Genomic DNA, 19,028 nt, shown 5'->3' with positions numbered 1-19,028 from the left:
TATGTTAAAGAATTGAGCAAACAATTTATGTTGAAGCGATCTCACTTATTGAGCTGAACTTCAATATAAAATGAAATATGCCTGCTGTACTTTGATAACCTGTTCGACTATTAACTGAATGACATTGAAGGCGAATTCTATCCTAACTGTTATTGAGACTCTATACCCTATCAGTTCCAATTCGTTGAAACGCTTGTCTTAAATCTCAATTTTGGATTTTCTTTTATCACACACCGCAGTTTACAACTCTGAGTTTGGTCCCTTTAGTACTTTTGCTAAACCAGCGGCGACGAAAATTACCTCAGAAGAGAGCTCTCCAATCCATTGATTCATCAAACCTGCATATTCAATAAATAGACGCGATACTTCACCTTCAGGTGTTAGCCCCATGCCGACTTCATTGGATACCAAGGTAATATCTGCCCGACTCTGTTTTAACACATCGATAAGATGCTGGATTACCAGCTCTATTTGTTTCGAATCGCGCATTTGACCGTGATTGTAAATCACGTTATTCAACCAAAGTGTCAGGCAGTCCACCAGCACTACATCATCACTAGATAACTGCTCAAGAGTTTGCGCTAATTCATAAGGGCATTCATGTTCAATCCAGCCATTTCCGCGCTGATTTTGGTGATGTTGTATTCGGGTCTCCATCTCCTCATCAAATGCGATCGCTGTCGCTACGTAGTGCAACGCTTTTGTACTATCAAAACGCACTTTGCTCTTTGCTAATTGCTCAGCAAAACTGGATTTTCCGCTTCTTGCACCACCAAGTATCAATCGTACCGTCACCACGCAACTCCTAAAACGGGTAAACCATTTTGCGCAAAAACGACAACCACAAGATAGATCATCAATTCCATGAGCTGTTGTGCAGCCCCCAGACAGTCACCGGTAAACCCTCCAAGTCGGCTGATCAACCAACGTCTGAATAGCTGACGAAAAACAACCGCTAAAGCAATAAGAACCAGAGTCAAATAACCATCTAACAATATGCAAGGGATTAGTCCTGTGATGACAACCACAGCCAATTCGTTGTAGCTCTGTTTGTGGGCTAACGGTTTACTTTTGCTAGTATCACTGTCGGACACATAGGGCGTATTGAAGATGAAGGACGACGCGACAGCGCGGCTTAACGTGTAGCCCACCAACCAAATGGGGATAAGGGAAATAATGTCGCTGGCCGCAACCAGCAACACATATTTACCCAACAGAGCCATTATTAACGCGACCGAACCATAAGTGCCGATCCGGCTATCTTTCATGATGCTTAAACGACGCTCTACCGTCATTCCGCCACCGACACCATCCGCCATATCGGCAAGTCCATCTTCATGGAAGGCTCCGGTCAGCATCAAGCTCAGCACCATGGTCAAAAAAATGCTGATTTCAGGCGTCAAAAGCAGATCAGCTAAAGCATAGAAGCCAGCGCAAATTGCCCCAAGAAGTATTCCAACCAGCGCAAAATATCGGCCAGACTGATTCATCCTTTCACTGCTATAAGGCAAATTGGCGGGCACAGGAATTCGAGAAAAGAAACTGAGCGCCAAAAGAAACAGTTCAAACTGATATTTGAGTCTGGCCAGCATTACACTGTCACTCCTGCCTCAGCAAAACTCGCCATGTTGTTGTAAAACTCGGCAGCCGCTTTAATGAGTGGAACCGCAAGAACCGCGCCTGTACCTTCACCGAGTCTCAAATGCAGGTTCAACAGAGGCGTTGCTTCTAATAAGTTCAGTACCTTTTTATGCCCCGATTCGTCAGAACAGTGCGCAAATATCATATAGTCTCGACACTCTGGTTCAATAAGCGTGGCAACATAAGCGGCGACCGTGACAATAAACCCATCAACGAGCACAGGTGTACGCTCACGATAAGCACCTAAAAATGCGCCTGCCATTTGAACGATCTCGTATCCACCAACCTCTGCAAGCACCTCTTTCACGCCCTTGCCTTTAGAGCGTTCTACGCCTTTTGCGACCAGTTGATACTTTTTCTCAAGCTGCTGATCAGAAATACCCGTGCCTTTACCGACACACTCTTCAACAGGTAAATCAGACAAGCTGGCTAACAGAGCGGCAGCACTTGAAGTATTAGCAATGCCCATCTCACCGAACATCACTAAGTTGCTGCCAGCATCAATCACACTTTCAACCAGTGACTGACCGTAATCTAGCCCTTGCTCAACTTGCTCTATCGACATAGCCGCTTGGTTAGCAAAGTTCTCGGTACGAACACCTAAACGTTGAACAATAAAATCTGGATGCTGCGCGTCCACAGGCAAAAATATCCCTGTATCAATGACCTTCATCGCCACATGGTTTGCACGGCAGAAACAGTTGATAGCAGCACCACCCGCCAGAAAATTCAGTACCATCTGTTGTGTTACAGCGCTAGGAGCAATACTGATCCCTTCATCCGCAATGCCGTGGTCTCCGGCAAATACCAGTACCGTTGGTTGTTGAATCGCAATATGTTCAACCGCTTGTTGCTGCCCCTGACTTTGAATTAATGCCAGTTGATGAGCAACTTGCTCTAACTGCCCTAAAGCACCTAGTGGTTTGGTTTTTTGATTAATACGGTGCCAAATTGCATCGTTAAACGATAGATCTAACATTATTGATTCCTTGAACAATGCTTAAATTTCAAAAGAGATGACGCAGTCTACTCACAAAATCCATCCGACGCCAAACCTACAAAGCGCCAATAAATGAAATACTTGTATATTGTCGAGTAATTAGCTTAATTTCACAGCATGACATTAAACATCTGGGAAGCAACGATGAAAGACGCCCTTTTTACAGCAAAAAACAAACCCGTTCTCATTATCGCGGGAGCATCGGGTTTAGTCGGTTCATCTTGTCTAGACATTGCTTTAAATGAGCATGCACTTGAACATATTTTTACCTTGAGCAGAAAGCCACTAGCGCCTGAGTCTCTCTCAGTTGCAAATGGTAGGTTAACCCAGCTTATAGATGCAGAACTGAACATAAAACATTGGGAAAACTCAAACAGTCGCCCAACATTGGGGATCATCGCACTGGGTACGACGTTAAAACAGGCTGGTTCAAAACAAGGATTGGAAAAAGTTGATTTCGAACTCGTTTGTCATGTCGCTCAGCAAATGAAATTGCTCGGAGTTGAAAGGTTAGCGGTTGTTTCTAGTTACGGCGCTCACCCAAGATCTCGCTCCCACTATTTACGTTGCAAAGGTCGAATGGAAGAAACCATTCGTCAAATCGGCTTTTCGCATGTCACGTTCGTCAGGCCGGGCCCTTTAGTAGGCAAGAGAACAATCACTCGCCCAGATGAAGTTCTGCTACAAAAATTTATGAGCGTCGGCAGATACCTGTTGTTTGGAAAACTGAGAAATCTCGTCCCAATAAGTGCAGAAACTGTAGCAAGAAGCATGCTCTACAGCTTATTCGATACAGATTCAAAGCATGTGACCGTGCTCGATAGCATCGCCATGCGACACATGCTGGAAAAGTACCGTTAAGATCAGACCATAACTTGCCCAATAGTTAGCCAGACGATGAGATAAGTTACTGAACAAACGGTTGCGACACGCCATGGTGATTGCTTAGTCGTATGGGGGATGTTCTAATACCTATAAATCTTTCAGCGATTTGGTAATCACACATGCAGCAGGAAAACTCGCCAACTTACTTCTTCTTCGATTATGAGACTTGGGGCACTAACCCAGCGAAAGATCGTCCTAGTCAGTTTGCTGGCGTACGTACCGATATGGATTTTAATATTATCGGTGAACCATTAGTTATCTACTGCCAATTACCTAGCGATTACTTACCTGCACCTGAAGCGGCACTGATTACAGGTATCACGCCACAAAAGGCGATGGCTCAAGGTCTACCTGAGCCCGAGTTCATTGCTCGTATTCATCACGAACTTTCTCAGCCAAATACCACCAGCCTTGGTTACAACAGCGTTCGGTTCGATGACGAAGTCACGCGTTATACTTGCTATCGCAACTTTTTTGATCCGTATTCTTGGAGCTGGCAGAACAGTAACTCACGTTGGGACTTACTCGATGTGATGCGTGCTTGCCATGCCCTTCGTCCAGAAGGCATTGTTTGGCCTGAAAACGAAGAAGGTTTTACCAGTTTCAAACTTGAACATCTGTCAAAAGCCAATGGTATTGAACACGAAAATGCGCATGATGCGATGGCTGACGTGATTGCTACAATTGAGCTGGCTAAGAAAGTCAAAGCCGCACAACCAAAGCTATTTGATTATTTCTTTACTATGCGCCATAAGCGCAAACTCAATGAGTTGGTGGATATCGTCAATATGACACCACTAATGCATGTCTCCGGAATGTTAGGAAGAGAATGCCAATACACCAGTTGGATTGTGCCTATCGCTTGGCATCCAACCAATCAAAACGCAGTGATTGTGGCTGACTTAGCCAAAGATCCTCAGCCATTACTAGAGCTTTCCAGTGAAGAATTGCATACGCGTCTTTATACAAAACGCGATGAACTCGCTCCGGACGAACTGCCTGTCCCTGTCAAATTGGTTCATCTCAACAAGTGCCCTATTCTTGCACCTGCAAAAACGCTTACCGCCGAAAATGCAGACAAAATAGGCATCAATCGCGAACAGTGTTTAGCGAACTTAGCACTGATTCGCCAGCATCCAGAGATCAGAGAAAAGCTAGTTTCTCTGTTTTCGATTGAGCGTGAATATGAACAGAGCGCCGATGTAGATACGCAGTTGTACGACGGTTTCTTCTCTCCGGCGGATAAAGCGTCGATGGAAATTATCCGCGGTACACCACCAGAAAATTTGGCAGCACTGGATATCACTTTTGCGGACAAGAGAATTGAACCTTTATTATTCCGTTATCGTGCCCGTCACTTCCCATGGACACTGGATGAAAATGAACAGCGTCGCTGGGCGAATCACTGCCGTGATTTTTATGAGTCGCGAATTGAAGGTTACATGCTCAATTTAGAAAACTTAGTTCATGAGCATGAGAGTGACGAAAAGAAAATTGCTATTTTAAAATCCGTCTATCAATACGTCTCAAAACTCGTTTCCTAGAGGCTAACCCCCTAGGTTTTTCTATACATATAAATGGCAACAACGTTTCATGGCTCAAACCGCACTTAAATACCTGGTATCAATGGGAATGATATTTCTCTGTTTGCTGGCAGGTAATAATCTTCAATCTTGGTTAGGTATTTCTATTCCTGGCAGCATTATTGGTATGTTGATCCTGTTTGGACTCATGTCGAGCGGACTCCTACCTTCTTCTTGGGTGAAACCAAGTGCGAGCTTATTCATTCGCTATATGGTTCTGCTTTTCATCCCGACCAGTGTCGGTCTAATGGTGCACTTCGACATATTGGTAAACAACATCTGGTCTATCTTAGCTAGCGCCATCGGTGGCACTACGTTAGTACTTGTGATCCTAGCCTTCTCTCTTGATCGCATTTTGAAAAAAGGAGGCAAATGATGTGGTTGCTAGTCACTATAGCGGTGTTCTTTCTTTCTAGATGGATCGCTCGTAAACTGAATTCACCGTTTGCCAATCCACTGTTGATAAGCATTGGCATTATTATACCTGTGCTCATGTTGCTAAAAGTCCCCTACGAGACTTACGAGCTAGACAACCTATGGGTGAACTATATGCTTCAGCCTGCCGTCGTTGCTTTAGCTTACCCTTTGTATGAACAACTTCCTCAGATTCGTGCAAACTGGAAAATCATCATGCTTGCCTGTGGTGTCGGAAGCGTGCTTTCTATGCTGACAACAGGGATCATTGCCGCGTTAATGAATGTTGATATCGCTTTAATTGCAGCACTAATGGGTAAATCTGTCACCACACCGATAGCGATGGAAGTCGCAAACAATTTAGGTGGAGAACCAGCTATTGCAGCCATCATGGTTCTGCTGGTCGGTGTATTTGGCGCCATTGTGGCGTACCCAATTTATAACTTACTGAATATCACGCATCCTATTGCTCGAGGATTAACCATGGGTAATGTCTCCCACGCCCTCGGCACAGCGACTTGTGCGGAAAAAGATCAGAAAGACGCGGCTTTTAGTTCACTCGCTCTGGTTGTCTGTGGTGTCATAACCTCAGTTCTAGCGCCTAGCTTATTTGCTTTTGTACTTTGGTTTGTTCACTAACTCATTGTCATCTCTATCTAATTTAGGCTCAGACTGCATTTCCCATAGAGTCTGAGCCAAATTCTTCCTTACCTCGCCTCTCATGTGTGACATCACTCTAATTATGTAAACATGTAATACGTTGCATCTAATAATGAGATTTTGATCGCAGTAAATCTAGTGTATTCCCCTAAACTAAAGCTCAATGTATTAATTAGGAATATCTATGAAAGGCCGTATTGAACAGGCATTAGCAGACATGCAACGACCGATGGCGGAGTTTTTATCGCCAATCGTATTAGCTGATGATTTTGACGCTACTCTATCTCCTGACCAATTTAAGCAACTACTTTCCGTTACAGGAATGAGTGACGCAGACCTTCGTATTGAATTACTGCCTCTTGCGGCAGCATATGCTTACGTACCTATTTCGAAATTTTATGTTGGAGCTCTAGCTCGTGGATTGTCTGGCCGCATCTATTTCGGCGGCAACATGGAATTCTCAAAAGTTCAGATGGGGCAAACCATTCACGCAGAACAAGCAGCTATCAGCCATGCTTGGATGAAGGGTGAGGAAGGTATCAGTGATATCACTGTGAACTACAGTCCTTGCGGTCACTGTCGTCAATTCATGAACGAACTTACCACCTCTAAAAGCTTGATGATTCAGTTACCAAAACGTGATGCCAACTCTCTGCAATACTACTTGCCAGAATCTTTTGGCCCTGCTGACCTAGGTATCACTCAAGTGCTGATGAACAAAAGCGACCACGGTTACAAGTGCGAGGAATTAGACCCGCTGATGCAATCAGCCGTAGCGGCACTCAACGGCAGCTATGCCCCATACTCTGAAAATTTAAGTGGTGTGGCATTGAAATCATCGTCCGGTAAAACTTATTTGGGTGCATATGCTGAAAACGCGGCGTTTAACCCAAGCTTACCGCCACTTCAAGTCGCTTTAATTCAGATGAGAATGGCTGGCGAATCTTTTGACAACATCGAAGCTGCGACACTGGCTGAACTCGAGAAAGGCAGTGTGAGTCACTTTGTCGATACTCAAGCTACGCTTGCATCACTGAGTTCTTCTTTGCAACTAAGCTACATCGCACTTTAACAGTACCTCAGTCATGTAAAAGCCAGACTTTTGTCTGGCTTTTTTGTTCTCAGCAACGGCCTCTTTGAACCTACTTGGCAAACTTTTCTAAAGCTTGGTGTTTATCCATAGGTTTGAAGAAGTAATATCCTTGAATTTCATCCACGTTCCAGACATTGAGCTTACGAAGCTGTGAAGCCGTTTCAACCCCTTCAGCCACCGTTGTCATACCGAGCTCCTGCGACATGTGAATGATGTTCCTGACTAAGGTTTTTGCTTTGTCGTTGACATCCAAATTATCAATATATGATTTATCAAGCTTGATAATATCAAGCGGGAAGTTACATAGTGAGCTAAATGAAGAGTATCCCGTACCAAAGTCATCGAGTGCCAATTGAACACCCAAAGATTTAATCGCCTCCATACGTTCAACGATCTCATCTTCAGCCCCCAACAGAATACTTTCTGTTAGCTCCAGTACCAGTTGTCCCGGTAACAATTGGTATTTCTCTATCAGGTTGACCAAAGTCTCCACCAAGCTCTTATGATGGAAATGAGGTGTCGACAAATTCACATGAATACTCATTCTATTTTGCGAAGAACTGTCGCTCTTTTGCTGTATATCACTGATAAACTCGCACGCCTGCTCAAGAATCACTTCTCCTAACTCAACAATCAATCGACGTTGTTCCGCCAGCGGGACAAACAGTCCCGGAGAGACCATTCCTAATGTTGGATGGCGCCATCTTGCTAGCGCTTCGAAACCGACGACCTGTCCAGTACTCGCGTGAACAATAGGTTGATAGTGAGCAACGATTTCACCACTTTTAAGTGCTTTCATTATGTCGCGATTTAGAGCAAGTGACTCTTGTGATCTTTTAATCAGACTCTCATCAACCGTCACAAGCCCTCTTTTACCCGTCGATTTTATTTCTGTCAGAGCATAAAGGCCGACATAGCTGAAATCCTCAAAGTTAGCAAAACTTGAAGAAGAACGAACAAACACTGCTTTTAAGCCAATATCGAACTCAAAACCAGAAACACTGATCTTCGATGAATAACTTTCTAGCAACCGATTTGCCATTCTTTCCAGCTGTCGATAATCCTTTTCTACGCACCAAACTAAGAATTCATTTTCACTGATACGCCCTGTGAACTCGTCACCAAATCGAATCAGCAAGTTATCAGCAAGGTGTTTTAAAACACTGTCATGGACCAGATGTCCGTAGACTTCATCGATTTCTTTGAGCCTAGAAGCGTTGAAATAAACGATTGAGTAGTTCTGTTCTTGATCTGAACCTTGGAAAAATCCCTTAATAAGATTGATCACTGTTGGTCGATTCAATAGTCCTGTTGCCGAATCTCGGTGAGTTAAGGAGTCAATTAATACCGCTTGTTGTTTCTGCTCACTAATATCTTTTATCGACAACATAACAGCCATCTTGTCGTCTTGTTCAAATTGGGTCGCTTCAATCACACAGTGCACGGTTTCGCCATAACAGTTGTTTAGCCCCGCTTCAAACTGACGTAAGCCCTGACTCAAATTGATAAATAATTGTTCAGCGCTGCAAATAGAATCACTACTGTGAGCACACAGCGTTTCTACATGCTGACCAACCAAATCACTACGTTGATAGCCAAGCAAATCTAATAATGCTTGGTTCACGTCAGCGATCATTTGATCGACCACAAGTACCATACCCAGTGTTTGACTGTGGTATAGCGCTTCAAATTTTTGCAGCGTATCTTTTAGCTTGCCTTCAGTTTTTGAGGAGTTATTAGCCAAAAACTGTACTAAAGTCGTGATACGTTCAAACTCATCTCGATGACCTTCAAGATTCACTTCATCACTCGATATCAGTGCTTTTATGTCTTGTTCAAAGTAGCTGAATCTTTTACCCACGTTGTTACGGAACAAAATGAAAATAACGATAGAAACAAGAGTGGTGACCACACCAATAGCAATGATGAGGTAGTAAAAGACCGATTCACCTTTTTGATAATAGGTACGCGGTTCACGTGATTTTAAAACCGCAATCTCTTCACCATAAATATTGGTTAACGATGTATAGTGGTAAAGCTCTGAATCTGTATGGAAAACATCGATGTCATCGTGCTCATCTATACCCTCTTCATGAATATGTTCATCAAGATGCTTCGTCTCATCGAGATCAGTAATGATGGAGTTTTGAGCCGTTAAGATGCCAACAAAATCTGAAGGGAAACGGTCAGTTAAATGCTGTCCCCACAACATCCATCCTGCAAACTCTGCTTCACTGGTTCCGTTACGCACTGGTGTAACACTAACCACCCAAATATCGTCACCCTCACGAATTAATCCATAAGTACCGCTTTTCCCGCTATCCAGAACCCGTTTCATTTTGTTCAGATGTTGAGCAACGCCCTTATCTTTTAGCAGTGTTTGTGTGAATGCGTTGGGGTCTTCAATGTCCCGCCCAAGGCCAGCCACATACTCATGCTGACTATTAATAAAGGACATGAAATCTAGCCCAAGCGAATCAAGGCTTTCCATATACAAGTTGCGTTCTTCAAAACCGGTATCAGATTGAGTGAGAAGATCGTAAGTCTCAGTCCAGTAAGCCCAGTCATGGGAAGCTTCTTCCTGCCTAACACTTAACGAATCAATAACAGCATAGGCTTGTGAGCTCGCCCTGTGGATCTCAATATTTTCTAGTTCATTCAGACTGTATAAAAAGAAATAACGGGTAAGAAAAAGACTGCTGAAAATGATGCTAGCCAGTCCAACTGCAAATAAAAATGCAGTTTTCGTGTGTAGCGTAACAAAGCGTAAGCGGGATGATTTATTCAAGGAGCGCATCAACTCTCAAGTTATTATTTGCGATACAAATAACACATATCACATAAGAATTTAATGATATATGTCTAATTACAAAATGAAATAAATTATAAATCTCATCAATATTTGGAACCAATACCTCCTTTTGAGTATTAATTTGCTGTGTAAACCATCGTTTACATACTCATCTGCCGGTCATTTAGCTTGTTCAACTCTGTAGCACCGTACTTTTCAGCATTTATATACGAAGCGCACAGATTGACGTCTACGCCAATGACGATTGGTTAATAGCCTGATAATTTGGACTTTCTTCGTGTCAAACACTCGTAAGGATACCTATGTTTGAACAAGTCGTTCGGATACTTTTCCCTGTAATGGCACTGGTCATTATTGGCTATCTCATTGGTCGTTGGCTCAAACCTGATTTCCGCCCGATTAACAGAATTAATATGGATGCCTTTGTTCCAGCATTGGTATTCTCTTCATTGTCCACCATGCCACTTAGCCGCTCAGAGCTTCCCCTGATTTATGCCTCTTTAATATCTGTGCTTATTCCCGGCTTGCTTATGATTCCGATATGCAAACTTGGTGGTTGGAACTTTAAAGCATGGGCTCCACTGCATATGTTTAGAAACAGCGGTAACTTAGCCATCCCACTCTTCACCTACGCATTCGGCCAGCAAGCTCTTTCTTCTGCGGTGCTGCTATTTGTTGTTTCTGCCTGTTTACACATCAGTATCGGGCTTGCGGTATTAAGTAAAGGAGGTTCATTTAAGCAGATCTTTACGGCTCCTGTGTTTATCGCTGCTACTGTTGCCATGTGCCTTAACTTGTCAGGAACTCATGTCTGGGAACCGCTGTATGAAGCAACAAAGCTACTTGGTCAGGCTGCAGTGCCTGTGATGTTACTGTCATTAGGCGCACAGATGACCAATATGAAAATGGCTGGCTTCAAAGTGGGACTGATCTCTACCGCTCAATCATTGTTTACTGGTGCTATCGCATTTAGCTGTATTTACTACTTCATTCCTTTACCGCCCATGCAGTTAAAAATGATGGTGTTATTCACTATGCTTCCACCAGCGGTGATGAACTACCTGTTTGCGGAGCGATACAAGATTGAAGCAACCAACGTCGCCTCAATGGTGTTGTTTGGTAATTTCCTCAGTATTTTCACCCTGCCTCTGTTACTCATTTTTGCCTTCTCAATATAGAGAATGCGATATGTAAACTTAGGTCAACCTGAGTAAAACTAGATAAAGTCGATGTCCCAGCCGAAGCCGCAGAACTACAATTAAACCATAAGAAACACGTGGAATAATTGTCATGAAAAAAATCACGCTACTCATCATACTGTTATGGCTTCCATCCGTATGGCTTACATGGCAACCCGATGCCAATTACTTCTTCTGGCGTCATCAACTCACCATGCTTACAGGCGCACTTGGCTTTGCTTATATGGCAGTGGCAATGCTGCTGGCGATGCGTATTCCAAGAGTCGAAGAATATGTAAACGGGCTAGATAAAGGCTATGCCATTCATAAACAGATGGGCATTGGTGCTCTAGTCACTATGGTTATGCATTGGGTACTGATTGAATCGCCAAAATGGCTTGTGAGTTTAGGTCTTATTGAGGGCCAACAAAAAAGACAACGTCTAGGTCAATTAGTGGAAGGTATAAACTGGACTCACTGGGCAAAAGTGGTTGGCGAATACACTTTTTATGTCTTTCTCGCGTTTGTCGCCATCAGTCTTATCCAAGCGATCAGTTATCGGAAATTCCGTTTTACACATAAACTAGGTGGCGCTATTTTCCTCTCAGGATCGTTTCACAGTGTGTTTTTGCTTGATTATCAATGGAGTTCAGCTGGCCTTAACTCGGTGATTTGGCTAGCCGCAATTATAGGTTCTATCTGTGCATTTATTTCGTTAACAGGTTCAATTGGGCGTGCTCGCATAGTCAATGGTCAAGTGACTGCTATTCAACGCATTCATGATCAAGCAAGCCAATCTCGGGTGTTGCATGTAAAAATAAAGCTCAACGAAATGATGAAGTATCGTGCAGGACAGTTTGCTTATCTCAACTTCAATGATGGCGAAGCTCCACACCCGTTTTCGGTGCTTAACTACGATTCCCACAACCAAGAAATAGAGTTCGCAATAAAAGATCTCGGCGACTACACTCATGCGCTCTATGACTCTTTGTCGGTGGGCAGAGCAGTTGCTGTTGAAGGTGGCTATGGTCGCTTTCAAATACCAAAATCATCAAACCAAGTTTGGATTGGTGCTGGTATTGGTATCGTACCTTTTATAGCGTGGCTACACTACTTGACTCACCTGCCTCATTCAACCAGCAGACACATCGATTTGTTCTACTGTCGTGACAATGATGACCAAACATACTTTGTTAAGTTGCTGGAAAAATTAGTGAGCAAACTACCCTATGTGAAACTGCATATCTATACCGCTAGCCACAACGAATTTCTGTGTGCTGACAGAGTCGCTCAACACATTGATTTATCCCAAGCCAGTGTCAGTTTTTGTGGACCAATCAGTTTTGGTAACGCACTGAAAAATAGACTTTTAGGTTTAGGACTTAGCAAACAAAACTTTCATTCAGAACGGTTTGTGATGCGATAAACTGCCTATCAGACGAAAGCAGCGCAAACGTTTGCTTTTGCGGGATATTCCAGTATGATGACGGCAGTTTTTAGTGACTACTACAAAATTAAAAAGGAATAACTATGTTTGGGACTGCTACACGTGACAATGCAACCCGTGTACTTTTACTTGGCTCTGGTGAACTCGGCAAAGAAGTGGCGATTGAATGTCAACGCTTAGGTCTGGAAGTAATTGCATGCGACCGCTATGCTGATGCCCCGGCAATGCAAGTCGCTCATCGCAGCCATGTTCTTAACATGCTTGATGGTGAAGCACTTCAAAAGATCATCGAACTAGAAAAGCCTGACTACGTAGTTCCTGAAATTGAAGCTATCGCAACTCAAAAGTTGGTTGAACTTGAAGCACAAGGCTTGAATGTAGTTCCGACAGCGAGAGCGGCTCGTCTTACCATGAACCGTGAAGGAATTCGTCGCCTCGCCGCTGAAGAACTTTCTCTGCCGACTTCTCCGTTTAAGTTTGCTGATAACTACGAGGATTTCGTCGCTGCGGTTCAACATGTGGGTATTCCATGTGTCTGTAAACCTGTCATGAGCTCTTCAGGCAAAGGCCAGAGCGTAATTAAAACGGAAGCAGACATTGAGAGTGCGTGGAAATATGCGCAAGAAGGTGGTCGCACTGGCGCTGGTCGCGTTATCGTTGAAGGCTTCATCGATTTCGATTACGAAATTACTTTATTAACCGTACGCGCTGTAGACGGTGTTCACTTCTGTGCGCCAATAGGCCACCGTCAGGAAGATGGTGACTATCGTGAATCATGGCAGCCACAAGCGATGTCTGAAAACGCTCTTAAAGCAGCAGAATATGTGGCAGAGCAAATTGTTAATGCACTCGGCGGATACGGTATCTTCGGTGTTGAACTGTTTGTCAAAGGTGACCACGTTATCTTTAACGAAGTCTCTCCTCGCCCGCACGACACCGGTTTAGTGACCTTGATGTCTCAAGATGTGTCTGAGTTTGCTCTGCACGTTCGTGCATTTACTGGTATGCCTATTGGTCAGATTACCCAATATGGCCCATCGGCTTCAGTTGCGATTCTTGGTCAAGGTACGTCAACCAACATTCGCTTCGATGGCATTGGTGAAGCGCTGTCAGTACCTCAATCCCAAATTCGCCTGTTTGGCAAACCAGACATTGATGGTCGTCGTCGCTTAGGTGTTGCACTTGCTCGTGGTAAAGACACGACCGAAGCGGTAGACAAAGCATTAGAATGCGCGAAAGCCGTGAAGATTATTTACTAATCCAAACGCTTGAAGCCATCAACACCACTCTCGGTGAAGGCTAAGCGCTAAAAAATAACCCAGCATTGCTGGGTTATTTTTGTTTCAGGGTTCAGCTTTTGATCAACCAAACCTCTTCTGCAAATCGCGATAAACCTTTTTTGGCTCTTTTAGGATGCTGTGCATTGGCACTGTCCTGATGCAACCTTTCGACAGAGAACTCTGCAAACAATTGCTCTATTTCCTCTTGAGGAACACTGAAAGGAGGCCCAGCCATTTCGTGTTGTTCGTAATCCAATGTGACGAGCAGAATGCGTCCACCCGGATTTAACAACGACTTGAGTCGTTCTATATACTCTTTACGCATCTCTTCTGGCAGAGCAACAAGAGCAGCTCTATCGTAAACAATATCGTATGTCTCTACAGGTGCTGTGAAATAGTCGCCGGTATAAATTGATAGCTCATCAAACTGATATAACTCATGGTGCGCATTCAGTTGAATCACTAACGGAGTATAGAAATGCTCAGCAAAAAAAGAACGAACTGCAATAGAGCTTAGCTCTACGCCATGCACTTGATTATGCTTTGTCGCCAACCACACTAAGTCTTCACTTTTACCACATAAAGGAACAAAGATTTTTTCTTCTCTTTTTGGCTCTGTTCTGTGCCAGTGTTCTATCAATAACGGATTCACGTCATCAAGGTGGAAACCAATTTGATTGGACGCCCATTTGCTATGCCAGAATTCTGGATCTTTCATCAACGCTCTCTAAATGTGTTTGGTTTTATTCGGCCCATAAGGGTAACCATTTCTCATTCACAGAAATAGTCAAATCTCATTTCGCATAATCAGAAACATTCATTTACAACCGGGTAAGGAACTATAAGTGCTCATCAATGCTCTTACCTACACACGCTAAAAATGTGAACTGATAGACAATAACCATATTGAGTCGGCAAACTGCATTGAATTCAAAGCTTACAGCCCCACTTGATTATTACAGCTTCTTGAAATTTGCTATCTGAAAAACGCGCCCTTAAATGCCACTTTTGATTTTTCAGCACAAACCAAGGAGAGTGAATGAGCCAGTTCCTACGTACTGCGGCCCTAATGCTTCTAGTATTGAGCCGAGCACCGGCATTCGCGGCTGTGCCCCCTACCATGCCAGCAGAGGCACAAGGCGGTGAATTTGAAAATCAACTCACCTCTAAGCGCTTTAAACACAGCTTAAGCGGCTTGTATTCTATTGCCACTTCGAAAGAAGCCATATATCAACCCTATAACGACTTCGATATCCTCTACAGCAAGTCACACTATGCGCAGGCAGAACTCGAAACCTTATGTAAAAGTACCGCGCTATTAACATCCACCGAAGCCTACTTTGCTGGAGTGAAATCCGCCCACAGAGCCAAAGAAAAAGTGGTGACCGAACTTGATGGTAACGCTGCCCGAATCACTGATTTAGCGCGAGCAACCATTGTCGCGAACGATGTATCCAGCCTTATGGATGCCTATGAATCACTGAGTAAAGAAGCAACCATTGTCAAAGTGAAGAATCGTTTTAAATCACCGGCCCCTTCTGGCTATCGTGATTTGAATATTCTGATCGAGTTACCTAAGACGGGTATTATTGCGGAAGTGCAGTTTCACTTAAAAGCGATTGCAGATGTGAAAAATGGTGCAGAACATAAGCTTTATGAACAAATCCAGCACATTGAGCGTGTGGCAAAACGCGAACAACGTCCACTAACCTCACTCGAAACAGCCAAGATAAAACGTATGCGTAGTGAATCGAAAAACCTATACCAACAGGCTTGGCAGCCCTACATAACTACACATATTCAAGCAGCATAAAAAACATCAACCACCGTCAGGGGTGGTTGAAACTTCATATAAACAAAAGACCACGCGATGTGGCGTGGTCTAATACTGGCGACTATTTCGCGACTTTTATGTTCTCTACGCGGGCTTTTAATTTTTGCCCCGGACGGAACGTAACAACTCGTCGAGCGGTAATCGGAATGTCTTCACCCGTTTTTGGATTTCGACCAGGACGTTCATTCTTGTCTCGTAAATCAAAATTACCAAAACCGGAGAGTTTTACCTGTTCGCCACTTTCTAGTGCTTTACGAATTTCTTCAAAAAACACTTCAACCGTTTCCTTGGCATCCCGTTTGCTAAACCCGAGTTTTTCGAACAGGTTTTCAGCCAATTCGGCCTTTGTGAGCGCCATAAAACTTCCCTCAAAGCTATGTTAAACCTTGCTGTCTAACGACAGCGCCAGAGCAATTTTGCTTAGCCAATCAACGACATATCGGCTTTACGAGAAAAGTGTATGCCAAGCTTATGATTTTCGCCAACTTTTTTATTTAAGCTTAACTTCCAACAGCATTAAATCACACACATATAATACCTATATAAGCATAATTTAAAACTATAAAACCGATAATGAAAAACAAAAACAACATTAAAACCCTTAAATAATTTAAATTTAAAGAATTTTCATCTTATTGTGTGATTTTAAAAATTTTTTCAGCCACACCAGAACAATTTAGCTATTTATCAATAAATTACATTTTTCCTAAAGTGGAGACAATTTAATGGCCGTTTCTCAACATAGCAGCGAAAAAAAAGCAGGTTATATAACCTGCTTTTTATGCATGAACTGCTTTAGTTCTTATTAGTCGCGTAGACTCGCGCCAAACTGCTCAGATACCGCTTTAACAATAGCTTCTACTGCTGCAGCAATATCCGCTTCTTCTAGCGTACGTTCAACAGATTGCAGCGTCAGTGCGATAGCAAGGCTCTTCTTGCCTTCCTCAACACCTTTACCTACGTATACGTCGAACAGTTTTGCATCTTTAAGAAGTTCACCACCAGAGGCATAACATGCCGCTACGATATCGCCAGAAGCAATGTTTTCATCAACAACGACTGCAATATCACGACGGTTTGAAGGGAACTTCGATACTGAAGCTGCTTCAGGAATCACACGTGAGTTAATTGCATTCCACTCGATTTCGAACACAACTGTGCGGCCATTCAGACCAAACTTGCGTTCAAGCTCAGGGTGAACAGTACCAATCACACCTACTTGTTTGCCATCTACGATAATCGCAGCAGATTGACCTGGGTGTAGAGCAGGATGACGAGTCGCAACAAAGCTGTACGTTTTTTCGTTCGCAGAGAGCTCAAGAATCGCTTCTAGATCGCCTTTCAGATCGAAGAAATCAACCGTTGCTGTTTCCATACCCCAGTGTTCTTCACCGCGAGTACCCGCAATAACACCTGCAAGCATCGGCTCTTGGCGCATGCCGTTTTCTGCTGTCTCACATGGGATGAAACGCAGACCATATTCGAACAGACGAACACGTGGTTGTTGACGTTTTTGGTTGTGAACCACAGTGTTTAGCAGACCTTGGATAAGACCTAAACGCATTGCTGACATGTCCGCAGAAATTGGGAATGGCAGAATTAGAGGTTCAACATCGTTAACGATCAGTTTTTGCTGCTCAGGTTCAACGAAGCTGTATGTGATTGCTTCGTGGTAACCACGGTCAACAAGAAGATCACGAACACGCTTAAGCGGAAGGTTCGCTTCATTTTGAGCGTTCATGTTTAGTGCTGCAATCGGCGCTTGGTTTGGAATCTTGTTGTAACCGTAGATACGGCCAACTTCTTCAATCAAATCTTGCTCAATCGCAATATCAAAACGCCATGTTGGCGCTGTTGCAGTCCAACCAGCTTCTGTTGCTTCAACAGACATACCTAGGCGTTCAAGGATCTCAACCACTTCTGCATCCGCAATGTGGTGACCTAACAGGCTATCCAGTTTAGTGCGACGCAGTGTTACTGTATTTGGCTTAGGTAGGTCTGCTTCAGACTCAACAGCAACAACAGGTGCTACTTCACCACCACAGATGTCAACAAGAAGCTGAGTTGCACGTTCCATTGCGTTTACTTGTAGTGCGAAATCCACACCACGTTCAAAACGCATTGAAGAATCCGTGTGCAGACCGTAGCTACGAGCACGACCACGGATATGGTCTGGAGCAAAGAATGCACATTCTAGTAGAACGTCTTTAGTCTCAGCATTTACACCAGAACCTTCACCACCGAAGATACCAGCGATAGCTAGCGCTTGTTTGTGGTCAGCAACAACCAGTGTATTCGCATTAAGTTCTGCTTCTGTGCCGTCTAGCAGAGTTAGCTTTTCGCCTTGCTCGGCAAGACGAACAACAATACCACCTTCAATTTTCGCTAGGTCGAATGCGTGCATTGGCTGACCTTGCTCTAGAAGAATGTAGTTTGTGATGTCTACAACTGGATCGATTGAACGAATACCACAACGACGTAGCTTTTCTTGCATCCAAAGTGGTGTTTCTGCTTGTACGTTTACGTTCTTGATTACACGACCAAGGTAACGTGGACATGCCGCAGGTGCTTTCACTTCAATTGAAACAACATCATCGATTGAAGGTGCAACTGGCGCTACTGAGGGTTCAGTGACGTCTGCGCGGTTTAGAACACCGACTTCACGAGCCATACCACGAATGCTGAAACAGTCAGCGCGGTTTGCAGTCAAGTCGACATCAACCGTTACGTCATCTAGGCTTAGGAACTGACGGAAATCAGTGCCGATAACCGCATCTTCCGCCAACTCCATGATGCCTTCTGACTCAACGTCGATACCTAGCTCAGAGAATGAACAAAGCATGCCGTGTGAAGGTTGACCACGTAGTTTTGCTTTTTTGATTTTGAAATCGCCCGGAAGTACAGCACCTACAGTTGCAACAGCAACTTTAAGGCCTTGACGGCAGTTTGGTGCGCCACAAACGATGTCTAAAAGTTCTTCTTCACCCACGTCAACTTTAGTCACGCGCAGTTTGTCTGCATCTGGATGCTGACCACACTCAACAACGTAACCGACTTTTACGCCAGTGAATTCGCCAGCTACTGGAAGTACGTCATCGACTTCTAGACCAGCCATAGTGATTTGGTGCGTTAGTTCGTCAGTAGTAACCGCTGGGTTTACCCACTCACGAAGCCATGATTCGCTGAATTTCATTGTGTATT

The 19,028-nt window shown here is 43.8% G+C and carries 16 protein-coding genes; 9 read left to right on the top strand and 7 right to left on the bottom strand.

All coding sequences use genetic code 11. The features are described 5' to 3' along the window. Nucleotides 1-240: 240 nt before the first annotated feature. The 3 genes from cobU to cobT are packed head-to-tail and all read right to left on the bottom strand — an operon-like array spanning nucleotide 241 to nucleotide 2,620. Nucleotides 241-795: a bifunctional adenosylcobinamide kinase/adenosylcobinamide-phosphate guanylyltransferase gene (gene cobU, locus L3V23_RS12575; protein ID WP_102964653.1), complete on the bottom strand. Its 555-nt coding sequence runs from the start codon at nucleotides 793-795 to the stop codon at nucleotides 241-243. Next, the gene (locus L3V23_RS12570) at nucleotides 792-1,592 is read right to left on the bottom strand and encodes an adenosylcobinamide-GDP ribazoletransferase (RefSeq protein ID WP_102967179.1); all 801 of its coding nucleotides are present in this window, start codon (nucleotides 1,590-1,592) and stop codon (nucleotides 792-794) included. Before L3V23_RS12570 ends, cobU begins: the two co-directional genes overlap by 4 nt. Beyond that, nucleotides 1,592-2,620 (bottom strand): nicotinate-nucleotide--dimethylbenzimidazole phosphoribosyltransferase, encoded by a 1,029-nt coding sequence (gene cobT, locus L3V23_RS12565; protein WP_102967178.1) that lies wholly within the window; start codon nucleotides 2,618-2,620, stop codon nucleotides 1,592-1,594. Before cobT ends, L3V23_RS12570 begins: the two co-directional genes overlap by 1 nt. Nucleotides 2,621-2,785: 165 nt before the next feature. Here cobT and L3V23_RS12560 point away from each other — a divergent pair, with 165 nt between their 5' ends. The 5 genes from L3V23_RS12560 to cdd all read left to right on the top strand — a co-directional run bounded on the left by L3V23_RS12560 (nucleotide 2,786) and on the right by cdd (nucleotide 7,255). Then, nucleotides 2,786-3,502 (top strand): NAD(P)H-binding protein, encoded by a 717-nt coding sequence (locus L3V23_RS12560; protein ID WP_102967177.1) that lies wholly within the window; start codon nucleotides 2,786-2,788, stop codon nucleotides 3,500-3,502. Between the two features lie 143 nt (nucleotides 3,503-3,645). Continuing rightward, nucleotides 3,646-5,070 (top strand): exodeoxyribonuclease I, encoded by a 1,425-nt coding sequence (sbcB, locus tag L3V23_RS12555; protein WP_102967176.1) that lies wholly within the window; start codon nucleotides 3,646-3,648, stop codon nucleotides 5,068-5,070. 49 nt (nucleotides 5,071-5,119) lie between these two features. Beyond that, the gene (locus tag L3V23_RS12550; RefSeq protein WP_042488464.1) at nucleotides 5,120-5,485 is read left to right on the top strand and encodes a CidA/LrgA family protein; all 366 of its coding nucleotides are present in this window, start codon (nucleotides 5,120-5,122) and stop codon (nucleotides 5,483-5,485) included. Beyond that, nucleotides 5,485-6,162 carry an LrgB family protein gene (locus L3V23_RS12545; protein WP_042488461.1) on the top strand — a complete coding sequence of 226 codons (678 nt, stop codon included), beginning with the start codon at nucleotides 5,485-5,487 and terminating at the stop codon, nucleotides 6,160-6,162. Before L3V23_RS12550 ends, L3V23_RS12545 begins: the two co-directional genes overlap by 1 nt. A gap of 205 nt (nucleotides 6,163-6,367) precedes the next feature. Continuing rightward, on the top strand, nucleotides 6,368-7,255 hold the full coding sequence (gene cdd, locus L3V23_RS12540; protein WP_042488459.1) for a cytidine deaminase: 888 nt from the start codon (nucleotides 6,368-6,370) through the stop codon (nucleotides 7,253-7,255). A gap of 70 nt (nucleotides 7,256-7,325) precedes the next feature. On the opposite strand, the gene L3V23_RS12535 is transcribed toward cdd, so the two are convergent. Beyond that, nucleotides 7,326-10,064, bottom strand: coding sequence for an EAL domain-containing protein (locus L3V23_RS12535; RefSeq protein WP_237292394.1), 2,739 nt, complete (start codon nucleotides 10,062-10,064; stop codon nucleotides 7,326-7,328). A gap of 326 nt (nucleotides 10,065-10,390) precedes the next feature. Here L3V23_RS12535 and L3V23_RS12530 point away from each other — a divergent pair, with 326 nt between their 5' ends. The 3 genes from L3V23_RS12530 to purT all read left to right on the top strand — a co-directional run bounded on the left by L3V23_RS12530 (nucleotide 10,391) and on the right by purT (nucleotide 13,972). Continuing rightward, on the top strand, nucleotides 10,391-11,266 hold the full coding sequence (locus L3V23_RS12530; RefSeq protein WP_237292393.1) for an AEC family transporter: 876 nt from the start codon (nucleotides 10,391-10,393) through the stop codon (nucleotides 11,264-11,266). A gap of 112 nt (nucleotides 11,267-11,378) precedes the next feature. Beyond that, nucleotides 11,379-12,692: a ferric reductase-like transmembrane domain-containing protein gene (locus tag L3V23_RS12525; protein ID WP_237292392.1), complete on the top strand. Its 1,314-nt coding sequence runs from the start codon at nucleotides 11,379-11,381 to the stop codon at nucleotides 12,690-12,692. 104 nt (nucleotides 12,693-12,796) lie between these two features. Next, complete coding sequence (purT, locus tag L3V23_RS12520; protein ID WP_102967171.1) at nucleotides 12,797-13,972, top strand: formate-dependent phosphoribosylglycinamide formyltransferase; 1,176 nt, start codon at nucleotides 12,797-12,799, stop codon at nucleotides 13,970-13,972. A 91-nt stretch (nucleotides 13,973-14,063) separates the two neighbouring features. On the opposite strand, the gene L3V23_RS12515 is transcribed toward purT, so the two are convergent. After that, nucleotides 14,064-14,711, bottom strand: coding sequence for a thiopurine S-methyltransferase (locus L3V23_RS12515; RefSeq protein ID WP_102967170.1), 648 nt, complete (start codon nucleotides 14,709-14,711; stop codon nucleotides 14,064-14,066). A 321-nt stretch (nucleotides 14,712-15,032) separates the two neighbouring features. Between L3V23_RS12515 and L3V23_RS12510 the strand changes: the two genes are divergently transcribed. Continuing rightward, nucleotides 15,033-15,806: a phosphoribosylglycinamide formyltransferase gene (locus L3V23_RS12510; RefSeq protein WP_102967169.1), complete on the top strand. Its 774-nt coding sequence runs from the start codon at nucleotides 15,033-15,035 to the stop codon at nucleotides 15,804-15,806. Nucleotides 15,807-15,888: 82 nt separating this feature from the next. On the opposite strand, the gene ihfA is transcribed toward L3V23_RS12510, so the two are convergent. Both ihfA and pheT read right to left on the bottom strand, forming a co-directional pair. Beyond that, nucleotides 15,889-16,185: an integration host factor subunit alpha gene (gene ihfA / locus L3V23_RS12505; RefSeq protein ID WP_042488443.1), complete on the bottom strand. Its 297-nt coding sequence runs from the start codon at nucleotides 16,183-16,185 to the stop codon at nucleotides 15,889-15,891. A gap of 447 nt (nucleotides 16,186-16,632) precedes the next feature. Continuing rightward, a complete protein-coding gene (pheT, locus tag L3V23_RS12500) occupies nucleotides 16,633-19,020 on the bottom strand; it encodes a phenylalanine--tRNA ligase subunit beta (RefSeq protein ID WP_102967168.1) in 2,388 nt (795 codons plus the stop codon). Nucleotides 19,021-19,028 lie beyond the last annotated feature (8 nt).

The sequence above is a fragment of the Vibrio sp. A1-b2 genome (assembly GCF_021726015.1).
Classification (GTDB): domain Bacteria; phylum Pseudomonadota; class Gammaproteobacteria; order Enterobacterales; family Vibrionaceae; genus Vibrio; species Vibrio diazotrophicus.
Note: the sequence above shows the minus strand (reverse complement) of the source record. Positions and strands in the feature narration are given on the sequence as shown.

Bases quoted from the DNA above. Each gene is read 5' to 3' on its own strand.
- L3V23_RS12570 (WP_102967179.1), bottom strand. From the start codon at position 1,592: ATGCTGGCCAGACTCAAATATCAGTTTGAACTGTTTCTTTTGGCGCTC.
- cobT (WP_102967178.1), bottom strand. From the start codon at position 2,620: ATGTTAGATCTATCGTTTAACGATGCAATTTGGCACCGTATTAATCAA.
- L3V23_RS12560 (WP_102967177.1), top strand. From the start codon at position 2,786: ATGAAAGACGCCCTTTTTACAGCAAAAAACAAACCCGTTCTCATTATC.
- sbcB (WP_102967176.1), top strand. From the start codon at position 3,646: ATGCAGCAGGAAAACTCGCCAACTTACTTCTTCTTCGATTATGAGACT.
- L3V23_RS12550 (WP_042488464.1), top strand. From the start codon at position 5,120: ATGGCTCAAACCGCACTTAAATACCTGGTATCAATGGGAATGATATTT.
- L3V23_RS12545 (WP_042488461.1), top strand. From the start codon at position 5,485: ATGTGGTTGCTAGTCACTATAGCGGTGTTCTTTCTTTCTAGATGGATC.
- cdd (WP_042488459.1), top strand. From the start codon at position 6,368: ATGAAAGGCCGTATTGAACAGGCATTAGCAGACATGCAACGACCGATG.
- L3V23_RS12530 (WP_237292393.1), top strand. From the start codon at position 10,391: ATGTTTGAACAAGTCGTTCGGATACTTTTCCCTGTAATGGCACTGGTC.
- L3V23_RS12525 (WP_237292392.1), top strand. From the start codon at position 11,379: ATGAAAAAAATCACGCTACTCATCATACTGTTATGGCTTCCATCCGTA.
- purT (WP_102967171.1), top strand. From the start codon at position 12,797: ATGTTTGGGACTGCTACACGTGACAATGCAACCCGTGTACTTTTACTT.
- L3V23_RS12515 (WP_102967170.1), bottom strand. From the start codon at position 14,711: ATGAAAGATCCAGAATTCTGGCATAGCAAATGGGCGTCCAATCAAATT.
- L3V23_RS12510 (WP_102967169.1), top strand. From the start codon at position 15,033: ATGAGCCAGTTCCTACGTACTGCGGCCCTAATGCTTCTAGTATTGAGC.
- ihfA (WP_042488443.1), bottom strand. From the start codon at position 16,185: ATGGCGCTCACAAAGGCCGAATTGGCTGAAAACCTGTTCGAAAAACTC.
- pheT (WP_102967168.1), bottom strand. From the start codon at position 19,020: ATGAAATTCAGCGAATCATGGCTTCGTGAGTGGGTAAACCCAGCGGTT.